This window comes from Streptomyces chlorus (genome assembly GCF_042655885.1).
Taxonomy (GTDB): Bacteria; Actinomycetota; Actinomycetes; order Streptomycetales; family Streptomycetaceae; genus Streptomyces; species Streptomyces chlorus.
In genome coordinates this window covers 13,130-38,828 of the sequence record NZ_JBHSOA010000021.1, presented here as the reverse complement: position 1 = coordinate 38,828, position 25,699 = coordinate 13,130, and the positions used below count along the sequence as shown (strand labels likewise).

Annotated in this window: 22 protein-coding genes and 1 pseudogene; 5 read left to right on the top strand and 18 right to left on the bottom strand. The window is 71.7% G+C overall.

Translation table 11 applies throughout. The features are described from left to right. Nucleotides 1-46: 46 nt before the first annotated feature. Entirely contained in the window at nt 47-757 is a 711-nt protein-coding gene (locus tag ACFPZI_RS11065; RefSeq protein ID WP_381361546.1) for a transglycosylase family protein, read from the bottom strand. A 558-nt stretch (nt 758-1,315) separates the two neighbouring features. Between ACFPZI_RS11065 and ACFPZI_RS11060 the strand changes: the two genes are divergently transcribed. Both ACFPZI_RS11060 and ACFPZI_RS11055 read left to right on the top strand, forming a co-directional pair. Further along, complete coding sequence (locus ACFPZI_RS11060) at nt 1,316-2,164, top strand: hypothetical protein (RefSeq protein WP_381361544.1); 849 nt, start codon at nt 1,316-1,318, stop codon at nt 2,162-2,164. Between the two features lie 130 nt (nt 2,165-2,294). Further along, nucleotides 2,295-2,714 (top strand): hypothetical protein, encoded by a 420-nt coding sequence (locus ACFPZI_RS11055; RefSeq protein WP_381361542.1) that lies wholly within the window; start codon nt 2,295-2,297, stop codon nt 2,712-2,714. Nucleotides 2,715-2,803: 89 nt separating this feature from the next. Here the strand turns inward: ACFPZI_RS11055 and der are convergent, their stop codons facing one another. From der to aroH, 5 genes are all read right to left on the bottom strand, one after another. Beyond that, nucleotides 2,804-4,282, bottom strand: coding sequence for a ribosome biogenesis GTPase Der (gene der, locus ACFPZI_RS11050; protein WP_381361539.1), 1,479 nt, complete (start codon nt 4,280-4,282; stop codon nt 2,804-2,806). 75 nt (nt 4,283-4,357) lie between these two features. Then, on the bottom strand, nt 4,358-5,005 hold the full coding sequence (locus tag ACFPZI_RS11045; protein WP_381361538.1) for a lysophospholipid acyltransferase family protein: 648 nt from the start codon (nt 5,003-5,005) through the stop codon (nt 4,358-4,360). Further along, the gene (cmk, locus tag ACFPZI_RS11040; RefSeq protein ID WP_381361535.1) at nt 5,002-5,682 is read right to left on the bottom strand and encodes a (d)CMP kinase; all 681 of its coding nucleotides are present in this window, start codon (nt 5,680-5,682) and stop codon (nt 5,002-5,004) included. The genes ACFPZI_RS11045 and cmk overlap by 4 nt, the downstream gene beginning before the upstream one ends. 396 nt (nt 5,683-6,078) lie before the next feature. Then, on the bottom strand, nt 6,079-7,164 hold the full coding sequence (locus ACFPZI_RS11035) for a prephenate dehydrogenase (protein WP_381361532.1): 1,086 nt from the start codon (nt 7,162-7,164) through the stop codon (nt 6,079-6,081). Further along, nucleotides 7,161-7,523: a chorismate mutase gene (gene aroH / locus ACFPZI_RS11030; RefSeq protein WP_381361529.1), complete on the bottom strand. Its 363-nt coding sequence runs from the start codon at nt 7,521-7,523 to the stop codon at nt 7,161-7,163. Before aroH ends, ACFPZI_RS11035 begins: the two co-directional genes overlap by 4 nt. On the opposite strand from aroH, the pseudogene ACFPZI_RS11025 reads away from it, so the two are divergent. Further along, a pseudogene (locus ACFPZI_RS11025) lies at nt 7,465-8,067 on the top strand (Rieske (2Fe-2S) protein); the annotation flags it as partial. The gene aroH and the pseudogene ACFPZI_RS11025 sit on opposite strands and share 59 nt — an antisense overlap. A 141-nt stretch (nt 8,068-8,208) precedes the next feature. Next, nucleotides 8,209-8,901 (top strand): nucleotidyltransferase domain-containing protein, encoded by a 693-nt coding sequence (locus tag ACFPZI_RS11020; RefSeq protein ID WP_381361644.1) that lies wholly within the window; start codon nt 8,209-8,211, stop codon nt 8,899-8,901. A 30-nt stretch (nt 8,902-8,931) separates the two neighbouring features. Here the strand turns inward: ACFPZI_RS11020 and ACFPZI_RS11015 are convergent, their stop codons facing one another. The 11 genes from ACFPZI_RS11015 to ACFPZI_RS10965 form a co-directional block, all read right to left on the bottom strand. Beyond that, complete coding sequence (locus tag ACFPZI_RS11015; protein ID WP_381361526.1) at nt 8,932-9,948, bottom strand: ADP-ribosylglycohydrolase family protein; 1,017 nt, start codon at nt 9,946-9,948, stop codon at nt 8,932-8,934. After that, on the bottom strand, nt 9,945-10,664 hold the full coding sequence (locus tag ACFPZI_RS11010; protein WP_381361524.1) for an NUDIX hydrolase: 720 nt from the start codon (nt 10,662-10,664) through the stop codon (nt 9,945-9,947). The genes ACFPZI_RS11015 and ACFPZI_RS11010 overlap by 4 nt, the downstream gene beginning before the upstream one ends. A 63-nt stretch (nt 10,665-10,727) precedes the next feature. Next, the gene (locus ACFPZI_RS11005) at nt 10,728-11,804 is read right to left on the bottom strand and encodes a pseudouridine synthase (protein ID WP_381361522.1); all 1,077 of its coding nucleotides are present in this window, start codon (nt 11,802-11,804) and stop codon (nt 10,728-10,730) included. Nucleotides 11,805-11,825: 21 nt separating this feature from the next. Then, nucleotides 11,826-12,479: an SMC-Scp complex subunit ScpB gene (scpB, locus tag ACFPZI_RS11000; RefSeq protein ID WP_381361520.1), complete on the bottom strand. Its 654-nt coding sequence runs from the start codon at nt 12,477-12,479 to the stop codon at nt 11,826-11,828. Further along, a complete protein-coding gene (locus tag ACFPZI_RS10995; protein WP_417801254.1) occupies nt 12,476-13,480 on the bottom strand; it encodes a segregation and condensation protein A in 1,005 nt (334 codons plus the stop codon). Before ACFPZI_RS10995 ends, scpB begins: the two co-directional genes overlap by 4 nt. A gap of 423 nt (nt 13,481-13,903) precedes the next feature. Further along, nucleotides 13,904-14,470 carry a hypothetical protein gene (locus ACFPZI_RS10990; protein WP_381361517.1) on the bottom strand — a complete coding sequence of 189 codons (567 nt, stop codon included), beginning with the start codon at nt 14,468-14,470 and terminating at the stop codon, nt 13,904-13,906. Next, a complete protein-coding gene (locus ACFPZI_RS10985) occupies nt 14,455-15,582 on the bottom strand; it encodes a ParA family protein (RefSeq protein ID WP_381361515.1) in 1,128 nt (375 codons plus the stop codon). The genes ACFPZI_RS10990 and ACFPZI_RS10985 overlap by 16 nt, the downstream gene beginning before the upstream one ends. 507 nt (nt 15,583-16,089) lie before the next feature. Further along, entirely contained in the window at nt 16,090-17,214 is a 1,125-nt protein-coding gene (gene ald / locus ACFPZI_RS10980; RefSeq protein WP_381361640.1) for an alanine dehydrogenase, read from the bottom strand. A 135-nt stretch (nt 17,215-17,349) separates the two neighbouring features. Next, on the bottom strand, nt 17,350-19,407 hold the full coding sequence (locus ACFPZI_RS10975) for a tetratricopeptide repeat protein (RefSeq protein ID WP_381361512.1): 2,058 nt from the start codon (nt 19,405-19,407) through the stop codon (nt 17,350-17,352). Nucleotides 19,408-19,569: 162 nt separating this feature from the next. Further along, complete coding sequence (locus tag ACFPZI_RS10970) at nt 19,570-20,196, bottom strand: NUDIX domain-containing protein (protein ID WP_381361637.1); 627 nt, start codon at nt 20,194-20,196, stop codon at nt 19,570-19,572. Between the two features lie 109 nt (nt 20,197-20,305). After that, nucleotides 20,306-21,952, bottom strand: coding sequence for a CTP synthase (locus ACFPZI_RS10965; RefSeq protein WP_381361509.1), 1,647 nt, complete (start codon nt 21,950-21,952; stop codon nt 20,306-20,308). 528 nt (nt 21,953-22,480) lie between these two features. On the opposite strand from ACFPZI_RS10965, the gene ACFPZI_RS10960 reads away from it, so the two are divergent. After that, entirely contained in the window at nt 22,481-24,283 is a 1,803-nt protein-coding gene (locus ACFPZI_RS10960; RefSeq protein ID WP_381361634.1) for a glycoside hydrolase family 15 protein, read from the top strand. 110 nt (nt 24,284-24,393) lie between these two features. Here ACFPZI_RS10960 and ACFPZI_RS10955 read toward each other — a convergent pair whose 3' ends face one another. Continuing rightward, complete coding sequence (locus ACFPZI_RS10955) at nt 24,394-25,530, bottom strand: glycosyltransferase family 4 protein (RefSeq protein ID WP_381361506.1); 1,137 nt, start codon at nt 25,528-25,530, stop codon at nt 24,394-24,396. Nucleotides 25,531-25,699: the final 169 nt, after the last annotated feature.

The following is a 25,699-nucleotide window of genomic DNA, read 5'->3' as shown; positions in this document are numbered from 1 at the left end:
GGACGGGGCCTCGCCTCGCCTCACCACCCGGTGCATCCGGGGCGGATCAGAGCACGAGACGCTGACCGGGGAGGATCACGTCGGGGTCGCCGCCGATGACGGCCTTGTTGGCGGCGTGCAGCTGTTGCCAGGTGGTGCCGTGCCGGTCGGCGATGGCGCTCAGCGTGTCGCCCTCGCGGACGGTGTAGTCACCGCCGGACGAGCTCCGGTCCGCGCCGCCCGACGACTGGGCCGGCGCCTTCGACGGGACCGACTGGTTCGGCTGGTTCGGCTGGTTCGACTGGTTCGACGATGTCGACCGCCGGGAGGACTCCGCGGGCTTCGCCGGGGCTTCCTGGGCGGTCACCGAGCCGGCACCGGGTGCGCTCCCGGACGCCCCGGCACGTGCCGAGCAGGTGGGCCAGGCGCCCCACCCCTGGCCGCGCTGGACCTTGGCGGCGATGGTGATCTGCTGGGTCTTGGTGGCCCGGTCGGCGGTCGGCGCGTAGGCCGTGCCGCCGTACGCGCGCCAGGTGGAGGCGGAGAACTGGAGTCCGCCGTAGTAGCCGTTGCCTGTGTTGATGTGCCAGTTGCCGCCGCTCTCGCACTGTGCGATGCGGTCCCACACTCCGCGGTCCGCCGCCGTGGCGCTGCCGGCCGAGGCCAGCAGCCCGAGGGGCGCGAGCAGTGCCGCGCCGGCCAGAGCCGCCGCCGTACGGGGCTTCTGGGTCTTCTGGGTCCTGCGGGCGTCGCGGGTGTTGTCGGCACAATCGGACATGTAGTTCCCTCTCCAAGGACCCGGGGTCCCCCGGAGCAAAGCGCCACCGCCGCGTCATGGGACGCGGCATGTCGCGCTCGCCCCGTCCGCCGTCGGGTCGTGCGACGGATCCGGTGGTGCGATGGATCCGGCTGGTGCGGTCGGCGGACGTTCCCGAGCGGTGCTCGCTGCACACGGCGAAGGAATCTAGGCAGCCGACCGGGCCGGTATCAAGCAACTCCCCGTCTTCGCAGGCCAGTTCGGCATTACCCTCGGTAGCGTCAATTTCAGGACACCCACTTCATTCACTGATTTCATGATTTATCAACCAGCGGGACGCATGTCCTGTGAGCCACTTCACCCGGTCAACGGCGTTGATACCGCAGGCAGTTGACGTTGAGTGTCCGATTCCGTGCTGGAAGTGACCGTGGGCGCAGGATGGTTCGATTCCGTTCACTCCCGGGCGTGACTCCCGCCACAGATCGCCCGTTGTCATCTGTATGAGCCGGGGGCCCACCCCGGACCACGGGCCGGGACCCACCCGGCCTCGCCACGCACCGCATCCCGAGGGAGCCACCCGTGCCGCGCATGCTCGACGTCAGCAACGAGGTACGCGCCGAGATCGGCGACGAAGAAGCCGACCGCCTGCTCGCCGGAGGTTCCGCCCCGGGCGGGTACGACTGCACCTCCTGCCGCACACCGGGCGATCCGGAGCAGGAGCGGACCAGCACGGTCCTGTTCATCGGGGACGAGACCGCCGTCCTCGCCTTCGCCCACTCCACATGCCTGCCCTCGCAGGTCGTCCAGGTCACCGAGGAGCAGCTCCAGGGCGCCGTGCGGTCCATCGGCGGCGACGCCGCAGCCCCGGCGGCGCCCGCGCAGAACGCGCAGGCCGCACAGACGGCCCCTGCGCAGGCTGCTCCCCATCAGGTCGCAGCGCCGCACGTCATGCCCGAGCAGGCCGTACTCGGCGTGACCAGCGGACTGGTCCTGATCGCCGGGGAGTTGCACCCGGCCCTGGTCGTCGAGCCGACCGCACCAGTGGCGCGGCCCGGTTCTCTCGGCTCCGGCGACGACTTCCTGCCGCTGCTCATCGAGCAGGGCTTCATGCCCGTGACCGAGCTGTCCACCGCGCCGTCCGTGCTGCACGGCTGGTCGGTTCTGCTGGCCGTGGGACAGCTGCACGCGGTGCTCCAGCCGAACCCGAACGGCGGGCAGCCGGTGGCCTGGTGGCAGGCGCACCAGCCGCTCCAGGTCACCGAGGGCTGGCGGGCGGCCGCCAACAAGCACCAGCAGGTGCTGCTGTTCGCGGCTCCGGTCGGCTCGATCGGCCGTCAGCCGCGCGAGGACCTGCTGCGCGACGCACTGGACAGGACCGCGGCGAACGGAAGGCTGGTCACGGCAGCACTGCCGCTCGCCGGTCTCTGACAGGTGGTCGACGGACGGCTGACGGCCGATGACCGACGGCTGAGCCCCGGCTGCCGGCCGGCAGGCCGGTGACCGGCGAAAACCCATACCGCGGCCGCATCCCTTACCGGGCGGGGTCGTTTGGAGATACGTGCACGCATACGACGCTCCCCGCCGCCAGCCCTTCCCGTTGGTTCCCTCCCCCGTGCGGTCGGCTCAGGACTCCGCGGGCGGCCCTTCGGCCACGCCGATCTACGACGCGCTCTACGCCGAGTACGTGAAGTCCTTCCGCTCGCTGCCGGGTGACCGCAGCGGCGAGGAGAAACTGGGCTTCACCGCCTTCGGAGGCGCCCCGCACAGTACGGGCTCGTCCGTCGGCCACGGCTCGGGGACGTTCGGCGGTTCCGTCGGCGGCGGGTCGTACGGCGCCTACAGCGCGGGGGCGAGCAGCGCCCGTCAGAGCGCGGGGCAGCAGCCGCAGTGGCAGCGCGTCTCGGCGGTCGGCCGGCACGCCATCGGGAGGCATCACGTGCCGGCGGCACTGCCCCCGGCCCCGCGCCGGGAGGCCTGACCAAGGGCCACCGGGCCCACCGACGAGACAGGGTGAAGGGGGCGGTCCCGGCCGGGACCGCCCCCTTCACCCTGCGTGCCGCCGTTACGTCACTTCTTCTTGCCGCGCTTCTCCCGCACCCGCACCGAGATGTGGATGGGCGTGCCGTCGAAGCTGAACTCCTCACGCAGCCGGCGCTCGATGAACCGCCGGTAGCCCGCCTCGATGAAGCCGGAGGCGAAGAGCACGAACCGCGGCGGCTTGGTGCCCGCCTGCGTGCCGAACAGGATGCGCGGCTGCTTGCCGCCCCGCACGGGGTGCGGGTGGGCGGCGACCAGCTCGCCGAGGAAGGCGTTCAGCCTGCCCGTCGGGACGCGGGTCTCCCAGCCCGCCAGGGCCGTCTCGATCGCCGGGACCAGCTTCTCCATGTGGCGTCCGGTGCGGGCCGACACGTTCACCCGCGGCGCCCAGGCGACCTGGCCGAGCTCGGTCTCGATCTCCCGCTCCAGGTAGTAGCGGCGCTCCTCGTCGAGGGTGTCCCACTTGTTGAACGCGAGGACGAGCGCGCGCCCCGCCTCGACGGCCATGGTGACGATGCGCTGGTCCTGCACCGAGATGGAGTCGGCGGCGTCGAGGAGGACGACGGCGACCTCGGCCTTCTCGACGGCGGCGGCGGTGCGCAGCGAGGCGTAGTAGTCGGCGCCCTGCTGGAGGTGGACGCGCTTGCGGATGCCCGCGGTGTCCACGAACTTCCAGGTCCTGCCGCCCAGCTCGATCAGCTCGTCGACCGGGTCGCGAGTGGTGCCGGCGATCTCGTTGACGACGACGCGCTCCTCACCGGCGACCTGGTTCAGCAGCGAGGACTTGCCGACGTTCGGGCGGCCGATCAGGGCGATCCGGCGCGGGCCGCCGACCGCCGTGCCGAAGGTCTGCGCGGGGGCCTCCGGCAGCGCCTCCAGGACCTGGTCCAGCATGTCGCCGGTGCCCCGGCCGTGCAGGGCCGAGACCGGGTGCGGCTCGCCCAGGCCCAGGGACCACAGGTAGGAGGCGTCGGCCTCGCCGCTCTGGCCGTCCACCTTGTTCGCGCACAGGACGACCGGCTTGCCGGCCTTGCGCAGCAGCCGGACGACGGCCTCGTCCGTGTCGGTCGCGCCCACCTTGGCGTCCACCACGAACACCACCGCGTCGGCCGCCTCGATCGCGTACTCGGCCTGCGCCGCCACGGAGGCGTCGATGCCGAGGACATCCTGCTCCCAGCCGCCGGTGTCGACGACCTTGAAGCGGCGGCCCGACCACTCGGCCTCATAGGTGACGCGGTCCCGGGTAACGCCCGGCTTGTCCTCGACGACCGCCTCACGGCGGCCGATGATGCGGTTCACCAGGGTCGACTTGCCGACATTGGGGCGGCCGACGACGGCGAGCACGGGCAGCGGGCCGTGTCCGGCTGCCTCGATGGCGCCCTCGACGTCCTCGAGATCGAAGCCCTCCTCCGCGGCGAGCTCCATGAACTCCGCGAACTCGGCGTCGCCGAGCGCCCCGTGGTCGTGCTCGTGCTCGGCCGAGCCGTCGGGCTGGATGTGGTCGTTCATGAAGTCCGTACCTCGTTGTTCATCGTGGTGGTCGGTGGAACACCCGATTCCGGGCGTTCCACTACTCAGTGTCCGCTAGCGCCCGGTGAGACGCCTGGCGTTTTCCAGGTGCGCGGTGAGCTGCTTCTGGATGCGCTCGGTCGCCTCGTCCAGCGCCTTGCGGGTACGCCGTCCGCTGCCGTCACCCGCCTCGAACGGGTCGCCGAAGACGACGTCGACGCGGGAGCGCAGTGGGGGCAGCGCCTTTATCAACCGTCCGTCCTGCCCGGAACTTCCCAGGACGGCGACGGGCACGATCGGCGCGCCGCCGCGCAGGGCGAAGTAGGCGAGCCCCGCGCGCAGCGCGGCGAAGTCACCCTCGCCGCGGGTGCCCTCGGGGAAGATACCGAGGACGCCGCCCTGCTGCAGGACGCCCAGCGCCCGGGAGACGGCCGTGCGGTCGGTGGTGTTCCGGTCCACCTTCACCTGGCCGATGCCGGTCAGGAACGGGTCGAGCGGCCCGACGAACGCCTCCTGCTTGATCAGGAAGTGCGTGGGCCGGGGGGCCACGCCCATGACCATCGGACCGTCGATGTTGTGGGAGTGGTTCACGGCGAGGAGCACCGGGCCGGCGGCGGGCACCCGCCAGGCACCCAGCACGCGCGGCTTCCACAGTCCATACATCAGGCCGACGCCGATACGCCGCCCGACCTCGGCGCCCCGCGCCGACGGAAGCCCGGTCACCGGCCGGCTCGCTTCTCCTCGACGAGGGTGACGACACACTCTATGACCTGCTGCAGGGTCAGGTCGGTGGTGTCCACCTCGACCGCGTCGTCCGCCTTGGCCAGCGGGGAGGTCTTGCGGCTGGAGTCGGCCGCGTCCCGCTTGACCAGGGCCTCGCGCGTGGCGTGCAGGTCGGCGCCCTCGAGTTCACCGCTGCGGCGGGCGGCCCGTGCCTCCGGGGAGGCGGTGAGGAAGACCTTCAGGTCGGCGTCGGGCAGCACGGTGGTGCCGATGTCGCGGCCCTCGACGACGATGCCGGTGACGGCGGAGCCGGCGATGGCGCGCTGCAGTTCGGTGATCCGGGCGCGCACCTCGGGGACCGCGCTGACCGCGCTGACCTTGGAGGTGACGTCCTGCTCGCGGATCGGGCCGGCCACGTCGAGGCCGTCGACCGTGATGGCGGGCTTCTCCGGGTCGGTGCCGGAGACGATCTCGGGCTTGCCGGCCGCGGACGCGATCGCGAAGGGGTCGGCGGTGTCGATGCCGTTGGTGACCATCCACCAGGTGATCGCCCGGTACTGGGCGCCGGTGTCCAGGTAGCTCAGGCCCAGCTGTGCCGCCACGGCCTTCGACGTGCTCGACTTGCCCGTGCCGGACGGGCCGTCGATGGCGACAATCACTGGCGTGGCGCTTTCCACAGTGGGGACCTTCCTGGACCTGGCTGGCGGGGAACGGGGCGCGAAACCGCCCTGCACAAGGTTACTGGGTGCGCGTCCCCCGATCGGCCGTACCCGGGCCCGGGGACGCGACCGGCCCGGAAGCGGTGGCGGCACCGCCCTCGCCCCATGCCCTCGGCTACCCGTCGGGCTGTCCACCCCCGCAGCCCACCACCACTACCGCGCGGTGTCCTCCGTCCGCCACACCCCGTGCACCCCACACGCCGTCCCGCCACACACACCGCCCGCTGCCGCCGGCCACTGCCCGCCACGCGCCGTGTCCGCCGTGCACCACACGCCGTCCGCCCCGCATGCCGTCCGCCACCGCCGCCCACCACTGCTCGCCCGCCCGCCGGGCAGCCTACCCGCCGGGCAGCGCTACTGCCGGATGGACCAGCCCCGCTCCCGCAGCGCCGCGGTGAGCACCGGAGCCGCCTTGGGCTCCACCATGAGCTGTACCAGACCGGCCTGCTGCCCGGTCGCGTGCTCGATACGGACGTCCTCGATGTTGACGCCCGCACGGCCGGCGTCCGCGAAGATGCGCGCCAGCTGGCCCGGCTGGTCGTCGATGAGCACCGCCACGATCTCGTACGCACGCGGGGCGGAGCCGTGCTTGCCCGGGACCCGGATCTGGCCGGCGTTGCCGCGGCGCAGCACGTCCTCGATGCCGGTACTGCCCTCGCGCCGCTTGTGCTCGTCGGAGGACTGCAGCGCGCGCAGGGACCGTACGGTCTCCTCCAGGTCGGCGCCGATGTCGGTGAGCAGGTCGGCGACCGGGCCGGGGTTCGCGGAGAGGATGTCGATCCACATCCGGGGGTCGGAGGCGGCGATCCTGGTCACATCCCGGATGCCCTGCCCGCACAGCCGTACGGCGGCCTCCTCGGCGTGCTCCAGGCGTGCGGCGACCATGCCGGCCACCAGGTGCGGCATGTGGGAGACCAGGGCCACGGCACGGTCGTGGGCGTCGGCGTCCATGACGACCGGGACGGCCCTGCAGTGCGAGACCAGCTCAAGGGCGAGGTTCAGCACCTCGGTGTCGGTGTCCCGGGTGGGCGTGAGTACCCAGGGACGGCCCTCGAAGAGGTCCGCGCCTGCGGCCAGCGGGCCGGACTTCTCACGACCGGACATGGGGTGCGTACCGATGTACGCCGAGAGGTCGAGCCCACGCTGCTCCAGCTCGCGGCGCGGCCCGCCCTTGACGCTGGCGACGTCGAGGTAGCCGCGTGCCACACCGCGCTCCATGGCGTCGGCGAGCACGCCGGCCACGTGGGCGGGCGGGGCGGCGACGATCGCCAGGTCCACCGGCCCCTCGGGGGGCCCGTCGGTACCGGCGCCGAGCGCGGCGGCCGTACGGGCCTGCTCCGGGTCGTGGTCGACGAGGTGGACGGTGACACCCCGCTGGGACAGGGCGAGGGCGGCGGACGTGCCGATCAGTCCGGTACCGATGACGACTGCGGTTCTCACTGGGCGATGTCCTTGCGCAGGGCCGCCGCGGCGCCGAGGTACACATGGGCGATGTCGGCGCGCGGCCGGTCGGACTCGATGTGCGCGAGGATGCGGACGACGCGGGGCAGGGCGCCCTCGATGTCCAGTTCCTGGGCGCAGATCAGGGGGACGTCGACGATGCCGAGCTTGCGGGCGGCAGCGGCCGGGAAGTCGCTGTGCAGGTCGGGCGTGGCGGTGAACCAGATGCTGATCAGGTCGTCCGTGGCCAGATCGTTGCGTTCCAGCACCGCGGTGAGCAGCGCGCCGACCTGTTCCTCCATGTGGCCGGCCTCGTCCCGCTCGAGCTGGACGGCGCCCCGGACCGCTCGTACCGCCACGGCGTTGCTCCTTGCTGGTGTGCCGAATGTGCTGATTGCGCTGGATGCGCTGACGCGTGTATCGGCTGTTCGGTCGTTCAGCCTAGTCAGAACGGGCGCGGCCGGTGTCCGGTGCCCGCCCGCCGAGACGGTCGGCGCAAAAATGCCCCAGTCTGCCGCAAACTTCCCAAGCCCTCGCGGTTCCCTCCCCCGGAGTGACGTCATGACTGGCTCGACCCCACGCACGACACGACACACGGCCCTTCTCGCGGCAGGCGCGACAGCGCCGGCCGGCGGCTGCGGCGGGAACGGGGGCGGAGGCGACGACGGCTCCTCGCCGGACCCCGCCTCGGACACCGCGAGCCGGACAGCTCGGCGGGGCGGGGCGGGGCGGGGCGGGGCGGGACCTCGCCACGACCGACGGCATCCCGGTGCGTGGGGCGTGCTCTTCAAGGGCAAGAAGGGTGTGGTGACCCGGCCCGAGCAGGGCGACTTCAAGGCCTTCTCGGCGATCTGCACCCACCAGAACCGCCTGGTGGCGGACGTGTCGGACGGCACGGTCCACTGCGCCTGCCACGGCAGCCGGTTCCGGATCACCGACGGCTCGGTGGAGCAGGGCCGGCCACCAGGGCGCTGCCCGTGGAGCGGATCACGGTGGAGGGAAATTCGATTCGTCTGGCGTGAGCCGGCCCGTACGCTCCCGGGCATGCACTCCGCCGAGCTCCTGGTCCGCGACCACACGGTCTACGCCTGCGTCATGGGCTCGCGCGCCTTCGGCCTGGCCACGGAGGGCAGCGACACCGACCGCCGGGGCGTCTTCCTCGCCCCCACTCCCCTGTTCTGGCGCTTCGAGAAGCCGCCGACCCATGTCGAGGGCCCGGCCGAGGAACAGTTCAGCTGGGAGCTGGAGCGCTTCTGCGAGCTGGCCCTGCGCGCCAACCCCAACATCCTGGAGTGCCTGCACTCACCGCTCGTGGAGTACGCCGACGACACTGGTCGCGAACTGCTCGCCCTGCGCGGGGCGTTCCTCTCCCGCCGGGTCCACGAGACGTTCACTCGGTATGCGTACGGTCAGCGCCGCAAACTCGAGGCCGACGTCCGTGTGCACGGGGCGCCCCGCTGGAAGCACGCGATGCATCTGCTCCGCCTGCTGGCCTCCGCCCGCGACGTGCTGCGCACGGGCGTCCTCACCATCGACGTGGGCGAGCGGCGCGAGCCGCTGCTCGCGGTGAAGCGGGGCGAGGTTTCCTGGTCCGAGGTCGAGGCCCGGATGGCCCGGCTGGAGCGGGAGGCCGGTGAGGCGCTGCACCATACGCCGCTCCCGGCGCAACCGGACCGCCGCCGGGTCGAGGACTTCCTCGTCCGCGCCCGCCGCGCCTCCGCCCTGCGGACACCGTAGGGGCGGCCCTTGTCCCAGGTGCTCCCGCCCTCAGACGTCCCAGAGCGCCCCCAGGGCCAGCAGTTCGTCCCGGTACTCGATGCGGTCGGCCCAGGCGTCCGGCCAGGCGTCCGCGCCGAGGTGGGCGCCCGCGAAGGCGCCCGCGAGGCAGGCGATGGAGTCGGAGTCACCGGAGGTGCAGGCGGCCCGGCGCACGGCCGTGACCGGTTCGTCGACGAAGAGGAGGAAGCACAGCAGCCCGGTCGCGAGGGCCTCCTCCGCGATCCAGCCCTCCCCCGTCACCAGGCACGGATCGGTCTCCGGCGAGACGGTGTGCACGACGCGCTGGAGGCGTTCCAGGATCTCCAGGCACTCGTCCCAGCCGCGCGCGATGAAGTGCTCGGGGCTGGGGTCCCCCGCGCGGGTCCACAGGTCGCCGAGCCACACCGCGTGGTAGCGGGTGCGGTTCTCGTAGGCGTAGGAGCGCAACAGGCCGATCAGCCCGGTCGGTTCGGCACCCTCGGCGAGCAGGCGTACGGCGTGGGCGGTGAGGTCGGAGGCGGCGAGCGCGGTCGGGTGCCCATGGGTGAGGGCCGACTGCAACTGGGCGGCTCCCGCGCGCTGTTCCTCGCTCAGCCCGGGGGCGAGCCCGAGGGGCGCGACCCGCATGTTGGCGCCGCAGCCCTTGGAGCCGACCTGACTGGCGTCCTGCCAGGGGCGGTCGCTCTGCAGCAGACCGCACGCGTCGAGGCAGGTCCGCCCCGGCGCACGGTTGTTCTCGGGAGACCGGTACCACTCGACGAATTCAACCCGCACAGCCCGTTCCAGGCCCTCCGGAGTGAACAGACCGCGGTCCAGCGCCGCCCGCAGCCCTCTCCCCAGAGCCAGCGTCATCTGGGTGTCGTCGGTTACGCGGGCGGGAGTGGGCAACTCCATCGTCCGCCAGGGCCCGTACCAGTCCAGGATCTTGGGCACGCCGATGAACTCCGTCGGGCGGGCGAGCGCGTCCCCGAGGGCGAGTCCGGTGAGCGCGCCCGTGGCGGCGCGCTTGGTGACGACGGTGTTCATGCGGGACGTCCTTCCGGGGCCGGCCGGAGCAAGGGCGGGTGGAGCGTGGTGGCGGTGCCCGCCCGGTAGAGCGCGGCGGGTTTGCCCCGGCCGCCGGTGAGACGTGCGGCACCCGGAACCGCTTCGGCGAAGCCCGCGGAGGCGAGCACCTTGCGTCGGAAGTTGGGCCGGTCGAGCGTGGTGCCCCACACGGCCTCGTAGACCTGCTGCAACTCGCCGAGAGTGAACTCGGGCGGACAGAAGGCGGTGGCGAGGCAGCTGTACTCGAGCTTGGCGCCGACGCGTTCCCGGGCGTCGGCCAGGATCCGGTCGTGGTCGAAGGCAAGCGCCCGCGCGGAGTCGTACGGCATCCAGCGGGCCTGCGCCGCGTCGCCGCCCCCGCGCGCCTCGGGAGCGTCGGGCAGCAGCGCGGTGAACGCGACGGAGACGACCCGCATCCGGGGATCGCGGCCGGGTTCGCTGTAGGTCCGCAACTGCTCCAGGTGCAGTCCGGACACGTCCGTCAGCCCGGTCTCCTCGGCGAGTTCACGCCGGGCGGCGGTCTCCGCCGACTCGTCCGGCTGCACGAACCCGCCCGGCAGCGCCCAGCGGCCCGTGTACGGCTCCTCGCCGCGCTCGACGAGCAGGACGTGCAGCACGCCCGCGCGGAGCGTGCACACGGCGAGGTCGACGGTGACGGCGAAGGGCTCGTGGGCGTACTTGTCGTAGCCGTCCATGACCCGCACCCCCTTTTATAGTCGTCCTGACTATAAAAGGGGGTGCGGGTCACTCACAAGGCTTTAGAGCTCGACTTCCTGCATCAGCATGCCGACCTCGGTGTTGGACAGCCGGCGCAGCCAGCCCGACTTCTGGTCGCCCAGGGTGATCGGCCCGAAGCCGGTGCGCACCAGCTTCTCGACCGGGAAACCGGCCTCGTCGAGCATGCGGCGCACGATGTGCTTGCGGCCCTCGTGCAGGGTCACCTCGACGAGGTAGTTCTTGCCGGTCTGCTCGACGACGCGGAAGTGGTCCGCACGCGCGTAACCGTCCTCCAGCTGGACGCCGTCCTTCAGCCGCTTGCCCAGGTCGCGCGGGATCGGTCCGACGATGTGCGCGAGGTAGGTCTTCTTCACCCCGTACCGCGGGTGGGTCAGCCGGTGCGCCAGCTCACCGTGGTTGGTGAGCAGGATGACGCCCTCGGTCTCGGTGTCGAGCCGGCCGACGTGGAACAGCCGGGTCTCGCGGTTGGTGACGTAGTCGCCGAGGCACTGCCGCCCGTCGGGGTCCTCCATGGTGGAGACGACACCGGCGGGCTTGTTCAGCGAGAAGAACTGGTAGGACTGGGTGGCGACGGTCAGCCCGTCCACCTTGACCTCGTCCTTCTGCGGGTCGACCCGGCGGCCCTGCTCCAGCACGATCTCACCGTTGATCTCGACCCGCGCCTGCTCGATCAGCTCCTCGCAGGCGCGCCGGGAGCCGTACCCCGCGCGGGCGAGGACCTTCTGCAGCCGCTCGCCCTCCTGCTCGGCGCCCGGGAAGGTCTTCGGGGGCCGGACGTCCTTCTTCTCCGCGTACCGGTCGCGGTTGCGCTCCTCGATCCGCGTCTCGTACTCGCGCGAGCGGCCCGGAGCCGTACGGCCCCCGCCGCCCTTCTGCCCGGTCCGGGAGCCCTGGGAGGAGCCGCCGGACGGCTTGGCGCCGGTGCGGCCGGACTTCGGGCCCTCCTTGGTGACCCCGGGTCCCACGTCGTAGCGGCGCTCCTCGGGGCGGGGCTGGCGGGGGCGGCCCTGCCCCTGCTTCTGGTCCCTGTTGCCGCCGGAACCGCGGGGGTTACCGCGTCCGCCGCTCTTGCCGCTGCCGCTGCCGCTGCTTCGCATCACATTTCCGTTGTTGTCGTTTTAGGCATGTTGGTCGGATGGACCGTCGTCCGGGTCCGGGGCGTCCGGATCGAACGACGGTACGGCTTCCTGGGTCTCGGCCTCGATCGCCTCCGCCTCCGGGAGGAAGGGCGCGAGCTCCGGGAGCTCGTCCAGACCGCGCAGGCCCATCCGTTCCAGGAAGTAGTTCGTCGTCGTGTACAGGATCGCACCTGTTTCGGGTTCCGTGCCCGCCTCTTCGACCAGACCGCGCTGCAGCAGCGTGCGCATGACCCCGTCGCAGTTCACTCCGCGCACGGCGGAGACCCTGCTGCGGCTGACCGGCCGGCGGTAGGCGACCACGGCGAGGGTCTCCAGGGCGGCCTGGGTGAGCCGGGCCTGCTGGCCGTCCAGAACGAAGCCCTCGACAGCCGCGGCGTACTCGGGACGGCTGTAGAAACGCCAGCCGCCGGCGACGAGCCGCAGCTCGAAGCCGCGTCCCTGGGCGGTGTACTCGTCGGCCAGTGCGCGGAGCGCGTCCGCGACCTGCCGTCCGGGCCGCTCCAGAATCTTCGCCAGCCGCTCCTCGGTGGCGGGCTCGTCCACGACCATGAGAACCGCCTCCAGCGCGGACCTGAGATCGAGGTCCGCGACGGCGCGCGGCCCTGCCGAACCATCGGCTGTGCCCTCACTCACGCCTTGCTCACCCCTTCTCCTTCCTTCGGCGGCTCTCCCGGTGCTTCGGGCGGTCGGTCGAACTCGTCGGTGACCGTGGGGCCGACGTCCCCGTCGCCGCCGGTCCAGCGCACGGTCAGCTCGCCGAGCGCGGTCTCCTGGTCGAGGGCGACGGCCTTCTCCCGGTACAGCTCCAGGAGCGCGAGGAACCGGGCGACGACGGTCAGGGTGTCGTCCGTGTCCTCGGTCAGGGCCCGGAAACTGGCCTCACCGAGCTCCCTCAGCCGCGCGACCACGATCCCGGCCTGCTCCTGCACGCTGACCAGCGGCGCGTGGATGTGGTCGACGTACACCTGCGGCTTGGGCCTGGGCTGCATCGCTTTGACGGCGAGCCGGGCGAACCCCTCCGCGCCGATGCTGATGACGACCTCGGGGAGCAACTCGGCGTGGTGCGGTTCGAGTCCCACGGTACGGGGGTAGCGCCGGGCCTCCTCGTCCAGCCGCCGGCTGAAGATCTCCGCGATCCGCTTGTACGCGCGGTACTGGAGCAGGCGGGCGAACAGCAGGTCCCGGGCCTCCAGCAGGGCGAGGTCGGCCTCGTCCTCCACCTCGGCGGCGGGCAGCAGGCGGGCCGCCTTGAGATCGAGCAGCGTGGCCGCGACGACCAGGAACTCGGTCGTCTCGTCCAGATCCCAGTCGGGTCCCAGCGCCCGGATGTACGCCATGAACTCGTCGGTCACCTTGGACAGCGCGACCTCGGTGACGTCCAGCTTGTGCCTGGAGATCAGCTGAAGCAGCAGGTCGAACGGTCCTTCGAAGTTCGACAACCGGACCTTGAACCGGCCGTCGTCCTCCGTCTCGGCCGCCTCGGACTCCGCGGGTACCTCGGACTCCGCAGGTACCTCGGCCGTCTCGGACTCCGCGGCCTCGTCGGCCGTCTCGGCCCCGTCAGCCCTCGGGTTCCCCTCGGCACGCTCCGGGTCGTGCGTCCCCGCACCGGAGTCCCCCGCACGTGCCACCACGGGCCCGGCCGGTTCGTCGCCCGTCCCGGGGCCCGCAGACGCCGTCCCGGGGCCCGCAGACGCCGTCCCGGGGCCCGCAGACGCCGTCCCGGGGCCCGCAGACGCCGTCCCGGCCGGCAGATCGGCGTCCGGGTCGGGTACGTCGTCCCAGGCAGCCGGGGCGGCCTGGTACAGAGCCTGAGCCCGCACCTCAGCGGGAGGCGCGAGTCTCGCCCCTGGTTCCTCCGCTCGCGGTTCCACGACGGGTACCGCCGCACGATCGGCGGCGTCCACCACGTCGTCCGGCTCCACCCCCGCCTCCGCGGGCGGTGTCGTCGGCGGCACCGCCCCCGGTCCCCGCCCCAGCGCGCGACGGCGGCCGGGCTGCGGGCCGCGGCCGGCGGCGGGGGTGTCGTTCGAGGTCATGGCCTCCGCAGGCTACCGCTATCGTCCGCGCAGACGTCGTACGAGGATGCTGGCGTCCCCGCGGGACTCCAGGTCGGCGAGGACCACGGCGACCGCCTCGCGGACGATCCTGCCCCGGTCGACGGCCAGTCCGTGCTCGCCCCGGAGTACCAGACGGGCGTGCTCGAGGTCCATGAGCTCCTCGGCGGACACGTACACCGTGATCTTCTCGTCGTGCCGCTCGCGGCCGCTGGGCCGGCGTGCCGCCGCCCTCCCGCGCTTGCGCGGGGCCGCCTCTGCGGCCGGCCCCTCCGACGCCCCCTGCCGTCGCGCGGAGCGCTCCGGCGCGGCGCGACTGCGGGACTCGCCCGCTTCGGCCGGCTCCGCGTCCGTGGCGACGTGCTCGGCGCCCTCGCCGTCACCGCCCTGCGCGGGCACCGACTGCGGAGTGTCCTCCTGGGCCGCGGCCGCGTCGCTCTCCCCCGCGGGAGCGGGGACCCTGCCCTCGCCATTGGCCTGACGCCTGGGCGCGGACGCCTGGAGCGCCGTCCCCCCTGTCGTACGGAAGAGTTCGTCGGCCCCCGGCAGACTCACTCGGCGTGACACCGGGCGAGCACCTCCCTGGCAAGCTGACGATAGGCGGCGGCACCGACGGAGTTGGACGCGTACGTGGTGATCGGCTCGCCGGCGACGGTGGTCTCCGGGAAGCGGACCGTACGCCCGATGACCGTGTGGTAGACGTGATCGTCGAAGGCCTCGACGACACGCGCGAGCACCTCACGGCTGTGCACCGTGCGCGAGTCGTACATCGTGGCGAGGATCCCGTCGAGTTCCAGCTCGGGGTTGAGCCGCTCCTGGACCTTCTCGATGGTCTCGGTCAGCAGGGCCACACCGCGCAGTGCGAAGAACTCGCACTCCAGCGGCACGATCACCTTGTGCGCGGCCGTCAGCGCGTTGACCGTGAGCAGGCCGAGCGAGGGCTGGCAGTCGATCACGATGTAGTCGTAGTCGTCCATGAGCGGCTTCAGCGCGCGCTGCAGCGTCGACTCGCGGGCGACCTCGGAGACCAGCTGGACCTCGGCCGCCGACAGGTCGATGTTGCTGGGCAGCAGGTCCATGTTGGGGACCGCCGTCTTCAGCAGCACCTCGTCGGCCGCCATGCCCCGCTCCATGAGCAGGTTGTAGACGGTGAGATCGAGTTCCATCGGGTTGACGCCGAGTCCGACCGACAGCGCGCCCTGCGGGTCGAAGTCGACGAGCAGCACCCGGCGTCCGTACTCCGCGAGCGCGGCACCCAGGTTGATGGTCGACGTCGTCTTGCCGACGCCGCCCTTCTGGTTGCACATCGCGATGATCTTCGCGGGGCCGTGGTCGGTCAGCGGGCCCGGGATCGGGAAGTACGGCAGCGGGCGCCCGGTCGGGCCGACGCGCTCACGGCGCTGACGGGCCGCGTCGGGCGCGAGGGTGGCCGCGTACTCGGGATCCGGCTCGTACTCGGCGTCGGGATCGTAGAAGTGCCCCTCGGGCAGTTCGTCGTAGTCGGCGAACTGGTTGTGGGGCGCGCCACTTCCGTCGCCGGCCATGGCGTTCACGTGATGGCCATCCATGCTCTGGTGTGCAGTGGGAGTCGCCTGCTGGATCTGATGGGATGCGAAGGTGCGCACGGCGACGGAGCCGACAGGAGCGAACCCCGCGGGACCCCGCCCCCGTGCAGTCATTCCTGGGTGACCACCCCCGGGAGTAAATGTCGACTCATTCACAAGTCGTCTTACCTCCTTGGTGACCAGGAAACTTCTAGACAGGTCAGCGTGGCATCATGCCGACGGTTGGCGACTCTATGGCGTGTCGGCGGTCCGCAGCAACACAATCCGCCGGACCCGGCCCGATGTGTCGACAATGAAACATCCCTCTGTCAAGGGCGTACGGCCGTCGCACGGCAGGTTTCACCGGTGTGCGAATCGGTGGAAGGGGTGCGTTCGAGGCGAGTTGCCCCTGATCCGTGAAGTGACCATACACACATCTCGCCGCACCCGATGGGGAAGGTGGGTCCGGATGCATGACGTTGACGAAAGAAGTTGACGTATCGCCTTTGCCGAGCGGCGACTTGGTCGACTTAACGCCCGGAGGCGGCCCCTGGGCGTCGAGTCGGGGGTGGCTGCGCGGGAGACGGCCCGGGGCGGCGTCCGGGCGGCGCCTTCCCGGTTCGGCCGGGCAGCGTGGCCGGTTCAGTCGAGCAGCGCGGCGAGTTCGACGTGGTCCAGGCCGTGCGCTTCGGCGACCTCCCGGTAAACGACCTTGCCGTCATGCGTGTTGAGGCCCCTGGCGAGCCCGGGGTCGCGGCGCAGCGCCTCCACCCAGCCGCGGTTCGCGAGTTCGACGATGTACGGCAGCGTGGCGTTGGTGAGCGCGTAGGTGGAGGTGTTGGGCACGGCGCCGGGCATGTTGGCGACGCAGTAGAAGACCGATTCGTGGACCGTGAAGGTCGGCTCGGCGTGCGTGGTCGGGTGGGAGTCCTCGAAGCAGCCGCCCTGGTCGATCGCGATGTCGACGAGGACGCTCCCGCCCTTCATCCGCGAGACGAGGTCGTTGGTGACCAGCTTCGGCGCCCTGGCGCCGGGGATCAGCACGGCGCCGATCACGAGATCGGCCTCGATGCAGGCCTTCTCCAGCTCGAAGGCGTTGGAGACGACGGTCTGGATCTTCGTGCCGAAGACCCGGTCCGCCTCACGGAGCTTGTTGATGTCCTTGTCGAGCAGGGTCACGTGGAAGCCCATGCCGACGGCGATCTGCGCGGCGCTCCAGCCGGAGACGCCTCCGCCGATGACGACGGCACGGCCGGCCGGCACCCCGGGGACCCCGCCGGGCAGCACGCCGCGGCCGCCACCGGCCCGCATCAGGTGGTAGGCGCCGACCTGGGCGGACAGCCGGCCCGCGACCTCGGACATGGGGGCGAGCAGCGGCAGCGCGCGGCTGGGCAGCTCGACGGTCTCGTAGGCGATCGCGGTGGTGCCGGAGGCCAGGAGGGCGTCCGTGCACTCCCTGGAGGCGGCCAGGTGCAGGTAGGCGAAGAGGGTCTGGTCCTTGCGCAGCCGGTGATACTCCTCGGCGACGGGCTCCTTGACCTTCAGCAGCAGGTCGGCGGCGGCCCACACCTCGTCGGCGGTGTCGAGTATCTGCCCGCCCGCGGCGATGTACTCGCCGTCCGGGATCGAGGAGCCCACGCCGGCGCCGTGCTCGATGACGACCTGGTGGCCGTGGCGCACCAGCTCGTGCACGCCGGCGGGGGTGATGGCCACCCGGAACTCGTTGTTCTTGACCTCGCGGGGGATGCCGACCTTCACGTCGATCACGGTCCTTGGTTCGGGGGGCATGAGGTATTGCTACACATACCCGGACATACCCGCACACGCCGGGAGAGGCCGCGGAAGAGGGTGCGGCAAGGCCATCTTGATGAAGGTGTTCCCGCTGTACAGCCTTACAAAGCCTTAATCTTCCGCAGGGAAGTTACGGATTTCGTAGGTGCTGCCTTCTTGTTTCGGATCGCTTCCAGGCTCCTGGGCCTCTTCTCCCAGCATCTGCTCCGCCGAGCTCCGGTGCAGCGCGGCCGACGTGGGGTCGCCCAGGTGGTCGAAGGTGTCGGCGAGCCTCAGGTGCAGCGCGGCCTGCAGCCGGGTGTCCTCGGCCCGCCGGGCCCACTCCACCGCCTCCCGGCAGGTACGCAGCGACTCCTCGGGGCGGCCCGCGTACTCCTGGACCCGGGCCAGTTCACTCAACGCGCGCGCCTGGGCGGTCACATCGCCGTTCTTCCGGTGCCCGGCGACCGCCGCCCGCCAGTTCCGCAGCGCCTCGCCGTAGCGGCCGGCGTAGGTGTGGGCGGCGGCGATCCGGCCGTACAGGCGGGCGGCGTCCGCGCGCTCGCCCTGGGCGAGCCGCTCGGCCAGGGCCCGGCCGAACCAGTCGGCGGCCCGGTCGAAGTCGCCGAGTTCCAGATGGGCGCCTCCCACGGATTCCGTCGCGCGGCCGGTCGCGTACGGATCGTTCGCCGCGCGTCCGGCGTCCAGCGCGGCCCGGTAGCGCGCCAGCGCGTCGGCCGTGCGGCCGGTACGGGCGTCGAGGTCGCCGAGGTTCAGCAGGGCCGCGGCCTGCTCGCGGGGAAGTTTCCGGCGCTCGGCCACATCGAGGACCAGGTGGTGGATGCCGTAGAGGTCGCCGGCGGCGGCCTGGGTGCCGAAGTGGGCCACCATGGCACGCACCAGCTGGGACATCAGGCGGCGGGCCAGGGTGTCCAGCGTCCCGTCGGCGACCGCGAGGCGGGCCGAGGCCAGCAGAGCGGGCCTGCGGACGCGCAGCCAGTCGGCGGCGTCGCGGGGGCTGGGGAAGCGCAGGGAGCGGGGCATCCCGAGGAGCTTCTCGCGTGCCTGTGGGCTGTCGGTCTCGGTGATGGCCCGGCACGACTGGAGCAGCCGTACGGTCCGTTCCAGCATGCGGGCGCGGGCCAGCTGGAGCTCCCCGGGCCGTTCGTGGGCCTCGGCGATGCCTTTCAGCAGGGGGTGCAGGCAGCCGGGCACCTCGTACTGCGGCAGCGAGGTCCCCACGGGGTGCAGCAGACCCACGGAGACGAAGTCGTCCAGGGTGGTGCGCGCGCTGCTCATCGAGCATCCTGCGAGCGCGGAGGCGGTGTGCGGGTCGGCCAGGCCGGCCGGGGCGAGGCTCAGCAGACGCAGTATCCGGGCGGCGGGCGCGGGCAGCTCGTCGTGCACCAGCCGCAGGGCACGGCCGGTCGCGGTGCCCTCGTCGGCCCCGGCATGCAGATGTCTGGCGAGGTCGGCGACGGCGGCCTTGGGCCGGGCGGCGAGCCAGCCGCCGGCCAGGACCAGGGCGGCAGGCTGCCCCTGGCACTGTTCCGCCAGGCCCTCCGCGGCCCGCGGGTCGACGGTGATGCGGACCGAGCCGGCGATCCGGGACAGCAGTTCCACGGCGGACTTGGTGTCGAGGCCGCCGAGGGTGCAGGGGCGGACGTCGGAGATGCCGGTCAGCGGGCCCTGGGAGATGGCGACCACCAGGCAGTCGGGGTTGTCCGGCAGCAGGGCGTCGACCTGCTCGGCGTCGGCCGCGTCGTCCAGCAGGAGCAGCGTCCGGCGGGCGGCCAGGGCGGTCCGCAGCGCCTCGACGAGGTCGTCCTCGTCGGCGCCGGCCGGGGCGGGCACCTCGAGCGCGCCGAGCAGCTCCCGCACGGAGCGCTCGACGGGCACGCGTGTGCCGTCGGTCTCGCTCAGCCGGGCGCGCAGCACCCCGTCGGGGTAGCGGTCGGCGACCTGGCGGACGAGTTCCTCACCGAGCGTCGTCCGGCCGGAGCCGGGCCGGCCGGCGATGAGCAGCACTCGGGCGCGGGGGGCCTTCCGTCCGGAGAGCGTGTCGAGTCCCGCGCGCTCGATGTCGGCCCGCAGTTCCTTCAACTCCCTGGTGCGGCCCAGGAATCGGGTTTCCGCGGCAACGTCGTGGGAGAGCCGCACACCGTCCGTGTCCACCGCCTGATCCGTCACGGGCCACACTCCCGTCCCACCGCACGCGCAAGCCCGCCGGGACTCCGGATCGGGCGTTTTTCAGAGCCTAGTTCACGCTCTGCTACGTTCCGTGTGGAGCACGGCGGACGCGTCCCCCGATCGGATCAGCCGATGGTCACATCACAAGAGGGCCGGGGTGGTTCAGGCGTCGAACGGGCGGGCAGGCCACGGCGTCCCGGCCGGACGCAGCGCGTCGAGCCCGTCCCCGTCCCGCGCGGCGACGAGCGAAAGCACGCCCACCACCAGGCAGTTGTTGTGCAGTTCGCCGGCCAGCACCCCGCGGACCAGGTCCGTGACGGGCACCCGGGCCAGTTCCATGTCCGCCTCTTCGTCCTCAACCTCGAAGCGGTCGCCCTCGGCCTCGGACAGACCTCGGGCCAGGAAGATCCGTACGGCCTCGTCGCAGCCGCCGGGGGTGGTGTAGACGTCGGTCAGCACCCGCCAGTCCTCGGCCTTGACGTGCGCCTCCTCGTACAGCTCCCGCTGAGCGGCGTGCAGCGGGTTCTCGCCGGGGACGTCGAGCAGGCCGGCCGGAATCTCCCACAGCTTGTGGCGCACGGGATGGCGGTACTGGCGCAGGACCAGGACGCGGTCGGCGTCGTCGAGGGCGAGGACGGCCACGGACCCGGGGTGGACCTGGTAGTCACGGTGGACCACGGTCCCGTCGGGCATGACCACGTCGTCGGTGCGTACGAAGGTCTTGTTGCCGACGAAGGGCGTCCTGGTCGCCCGGACCTCCCACTCCTCCGGGGTGTCCTTGATGGTCATTCCGGTCATTGGGGTCCTTCCCAGACGTACAGGCGTACGGGCACACAGCGGCGGCCGGGGCGCTCGCCGATTGAGGGTTTCGCGCCCCGGCAACCGTACAACCGGTGTGTTACTTCGAGATCTTCCGCTCGACGGCGGCCTTGACGAGGCCCGCGAACAGCGGGTGCGGACGCGTCGGACGCGAGCGCAGCTCCGGGTGTGCCTGGGTCGCGACCAGGTACGGGTGGACCTCGCGCGGGTACTCGACATACTCGACGAGCTTGCCGTCCGGGGAGGTGCCGGAGAAGACGATACCGGCCTTCTTCTCCAGCTCCGCACGGTAGGCGTTGTTCACCTCGTAGCGGTGCCGGTGGCGCTCCTCGACGTACTCCTTGCCGTCGTACACCTCGCGCACGATCGAGCCCTCGGCCAGCTTGGCCGGGTACATGCCGAGCCGCATCGTGCCGCCCATGTCGCCTTCACCGGCGACGATGTCGAGCTGCTCGGCCATGGTGGAGATGACCGGGTGGGAGGTCGCCGGGTCGAACTCGGTGGAGTTGGCGTCGGAGATGTCCGCGAGGTTGCGGGCCGCGTCGATCACGATGCACTGCAGGCCCAGACAGAGACCGAGCAGCGGAATCCGGTTCTCGCGCGCGAAACGGATCGCGCCGACCTTGCCGAGCACCCCGCGGTCCCCGAAGCCGCCGGGGATGCAGATGGCGTCGACGTCACCGAGCTGCGCCTGGGCGCCGGCCGCGGTCTTGCAGTCGTCGGAGGTGACCCACTTGATCTTCACCCGGGCCTTGTTGGCGAAGCCGCCCGCGCGCAGCGCCTCGGTGACCGAGAGGTAGGCGTCGGGCAGGTCGATGTACTTGCCGACCAGGGCGAGGGTGATCTCGTGGTCGGGGTTGTGGACCCGGTCGAGCAGGTCGTCCCAGGTCGTCCAGTCCACGTCCCGGAAGGGCAGGTCCAGCTTGCGCACGACGTAGGCGTCCAGGCCCTCGGTGTGGATGACCTTCGGGATGTCGTAGATCGAGCGGGCGTCGGGGCAGGCGACCACGGCGGCCTCGTCGACATCGCACATCAGCGAGATCTTCCGCTTGATCGCGGTCGGCACCTCGCGGTCGCAGCGCAGCACGATCGCGTCCGGCTGGATACCGATGTTGCGCAGCGCCGCGACCGAGTGCTGGGTGGGCTTCGTCTTCAGCTCGCCCGAGGGACCGATGTAGGGCAGGAGCGAGATGTGGACGACGAACACGTTGTCACGGCCGACCTCGTGCCGCACCTGGCGGACGGTCTCCAGGAACGGCAGCGACTCGATGTCGCCGACCGTGCCGCCGACCTCGGTGATCACGACGTCGACCTCGTCCGTCGCCATGCGGCGGATGCGGTGCTTGATCTCGTTGGTGATGTGCGGGATGACCTGCACGGTGTCGCCGAGGTACTCGCCGCGCCGCTCCTTGGCGATCACGGTCGAGTAGACCTGGCCCGTGGTGACGTTGGCGGAGCCGTCCAGGTCACGGTCGAGGAAGCGCTCGTAGTGTCCGATGTCCAGGTCGGTCTCGGCGCCGTCGTTGGTGACGAAGACCTCACCGTGCTGGAAGGGGTTCATCGTGCCGGGGTCGACGTTGAGGTACGGGTCGAGCTTCTGCATGACGACGCGCAGACCGCGGGCCTTGAGCAACATGCCGAGGCTGGAGGCCGTCAGACCCTTGCCGAGCGAGGAGGCGACACCCCCGGTGACGAAGATGTGCTTGGTCGTCGTGGATTTTGGCATGGCCAAGAGGGGGCTCCCGTGGTCGCGGTCTGGGGGTGCGGGGCGGCTGGCTGCCGGAGAACTCCGACGGCGCCGTCGCTGCGGTTCGGGGGTGCCCTTTTTGAATTTCCCCTCAGGGGAAGGGGCCCACCGGTCCACGGGCTACCAGCGTATCAGCGCCGCGGGACAATGCTGTCCGGGCACGCTCCGCACAGGCGCGACCACACGTCCGTGACCCGTCACACGTCCCTCACGCCCTGCTCACCCGTTCGGCGGGTGCGCGTTGCCCGGAGCGGCACACAGACCGTCTACGTGCGTCGTATCCTGCTCGGACACCCGCTGGCGAGCCCGGCCGGCCGAACGGCACCATCCCGCCCGTCTCACCGGAACAACACAAGCTCGTCAGTTCGTTGAGTAACAATGGGCGCTTTGCATTCACGGCTGAGCAACTGCTTTGCTTTATCGCTCAACGACACATTTCATGAACCCCTTGACCGCACCAGCGACAACCCCTTGTGGGGTGACGTGGCCGTTCGACTGGAGTTGCACGTGGCCGGGCGCATCGAAGATTACGCACTCATCGGAGACATGCAGACCGCTGCCCTGGTCTGCCGGGACGGCACGGTGGACTGGCTGTGCCTGCCCCGCTTCGACTCGCACGCCATCTTCGCCGGCCTGTTGGGCACCGAAGAACACGGCTTCTGGCGGATCGGCCCGGCGCACGCCCCTGATGCCCCGCCGCCGGCCGCGACCCGGCGCGGCTACCGCGGCGACTCGCTGATCCTGGAGTCCGAGTGGGACACCGGGCACGGCACGGTCCGGGTGACCGATTTCATGCCCCCGCGCGACGGCGCGCCGCAGCTCATCCGCATCGTGGAGGGCGTCTCGGGCCGCGTGCCGATGCGCTCGGCGCTCCGGATGCGTTTCTCCTACGGCCGGGTGGTGCCGTGGGTGCACAAGCACGAGGGGCGCACGGTCGCCGTCGCGGGCCCGGACTCGGTGTGGTTCGACACGTCCGCCGAGACGTACGGGCAGTCGCTGACGACCTACTCGGACTTCACGGTCGCGCCGGGCGACCGGATCGCGTTCACGGTGTCGTGGCAGCCCTCGCACAAGGAGCCGCCGGCGCTGCCGGAACCGGAGCAGTCGCTGGAGGCGACGGAGGACTTCTGGCGGGAGTGGGTGGAGCACTGTACGTACCACGGCCCCTACCGCGAGGCCGTCATCCGCTCCCTGATCACGCTGAAGGCCCTCACCTACGCGCCGACCGGCGGCATCGTCGCCGCGCCCACCACCTCCCTGCCGGAGGACATCGGCGGCGTCCGTAACTGGGACTACCGCTACACCTGGCTGCGGGACGCGGCGATCACCCTGTCCTCGCTGCTGCGCACCGGCTATCGCGAGGAGGCCCGCGCCTGGCGCGAGTGGCTGCTGCGCGCGGTGGCCGGCGACCCGGAGAACCTGCAGATCATGTACGGCATCGCCGGTGAGCGCGAGCTCGGCGAGGCGGAGCTGGACTGGCTGCCCGGCTACGAGAACTCCGCCCCGGTCCGGGTGGGCAACGGCGCGGCGCACCAGCTCCAGCTGGATGTGTACGGCGAGGTCACCGAGGCCCTGCACCTGGCCCACATGACGGGCCTGACACGCAACGACTACGCGTCCCTGCTCCAGGTGAAGCTGATCTCCTACCTGGAGAAGCACTGGACGGAGCCGGACGAGGGCATCTGGGAGGTGCGCGGCCCGCGTCGCCACTTCGTGCACTCCAAGGTGATGGCGTGGGTCGCCGTCGACCGCACCATCAAGCTCATCGAGTCCGGTGACGCGGACGGTCCGCTGGAGCGCTGGAAGCAACTGCGCGACGACATCCACCGGGACGTGTGCGAGAAGGGCTACGACAAGGAACGCAACACGTTCACGCAGTCGTACGGCTCCAAGGAGCTGGACGCCTCCCTGCTGCTGATCCCGCAGATGGGCTTCCTGCCGCCGGACGACAAGCGGGTGATCGGAACCATCGAGGCGATCCAGCGCGAGCTGTCCACCTCGGACGGCTTCATCCTGCGCTACCCGACGGAGGGCTCCGACGAGGGCGTCGACGGGCTGCCGGGCGACGAGGGCGCGTTCCTCGCCTGCTCGTTCTGGATGGCCGACGACCTGGCGATGATCGGCCGCGTGGACGAGGCCCGCAGGCTGTTCGAGAGGCTGCTGGCCCTGCGCAACGACCTGGGCCTGCTCGCCGAGGAGTGGGACCCGGTCCGGCAGCGCCAGGTCGGCAACTTCCCGCAGGCCTTCAGTCACGTCCCCCTCATCGACACGGCCCTGCGCCTGACGGCCTCGGGGGCGTACGGCGGCTGAGCGGGCACACGCTGTCCGCCGGACGGGCCCGGCCCGTCCGGCGGAGGTGGCCGGGAGCGGTGGCCAGGAGCGCGGCCCCGCACAGAAGGTGGCGCGTTCGGTTCGGCGCCTCAGATCAGGGGCCGGGGCTGCGTCAATTCGTCGTAGACGCTGAGGACCTGGGCCACCGCCTCGTCCTCCGTCGGCCATCCGGCCGCCTGCCGGGCGCCCCTGGCCCTGAGCTCGTCCCGACGTCCGGGGTCGCCGAGCAGCCGTACGACGGCGTCGGCGAGGGCACGCGCGTTGCGGTACGGGACGAGTTCGGCGGCGTCGCCGACCAGTTCGGGGATGCCGCCGGTGTCGGCCGCGACGAGCGGCACGCGCGCGTGGAGGGCCTGCTGGGCGAGGACGGAGCGCCCCTCCCACCGGCTCGGCAGCAGCGCGAGGTCGGCGGCCTCCAGCAGATCGGTGATGTCGTCGCGCCGTCCGACGAGCCGGACCGGCAGGTCCTCGTCCGTGATCCGGCGCTGGAGTTCACCGCGCAGTGACCCCTCCCCCGCGACGGCGACCAGCGGCTGGGGATCGAGGCGGCGCCATCCGTGTGTGGCGTCGAGCAGGGTGTGGTGGCCGCGGTTGCGTTCGAGGGCGCCGACGGCGATCAGTAACGGGCGGCCGATGGCGCCGAGTTCGGCCAGAAGTTTGGGCCGCGACCCGTCCGGGTCCTCTGCTTCCGGGGTCGTGCGCAGCCCGGGGAAGGCGACGGCCGCCAGCCTCGCGTCCCGTGCTCCGGTCCGGCGTGCCCGGTCGACCAGGGCGGAGGTGGTCCCGAGCACCACGGTGGCCGCCTTGACGACCCGCCGCTCCATCAGCCGCAGGACGTGCGCGCGGGCGCCGTCGGCATGCGCCCGGTCGTGCCAGGTGACGATCAGCGGGGTGCGTCGCCCGCCGAGGGCGAGCACGGTCCTGAAAGAGGCGTGCAGGCCGTGCGCGTGCACCAGGTCGACGTCCGCGCACGCCGCCCGCAGTGCGGACACCGAGCCGGGGTCGCTGCTGCGCGGCACGTGGACATGGTCGGCGCCGACGCCCGTGAAGTCGTAGATGTGCTCCGCCTCGGTGGGGGCGCACACCGTGACCCGCACGCCCCGCGCGACGAGCCCCGCGGTCAGCGAGCGCACGTGGGCGCTGGTCGCGGCGGTGCCGCCGCCCAGTACCTGCACGGTGCGCAGCGGCGTCTGGCCGTGCGGTGAGTGGCTGCTCACGGGGGTCACGTGGCCGAGCTCCTGGTTCGGGTCGGGTGGTCCCGAGGAACGTACAGAAGGACCGTGCGGAGAGGATGGACCGCACGATCTCCTACGCGTGCTCGGTCAAGCATGCCAGGAAGCAAGGCGATTCCGGCAACGACCGGAGCGGCCGCCCACAGCGGAGTGGACGGAAACG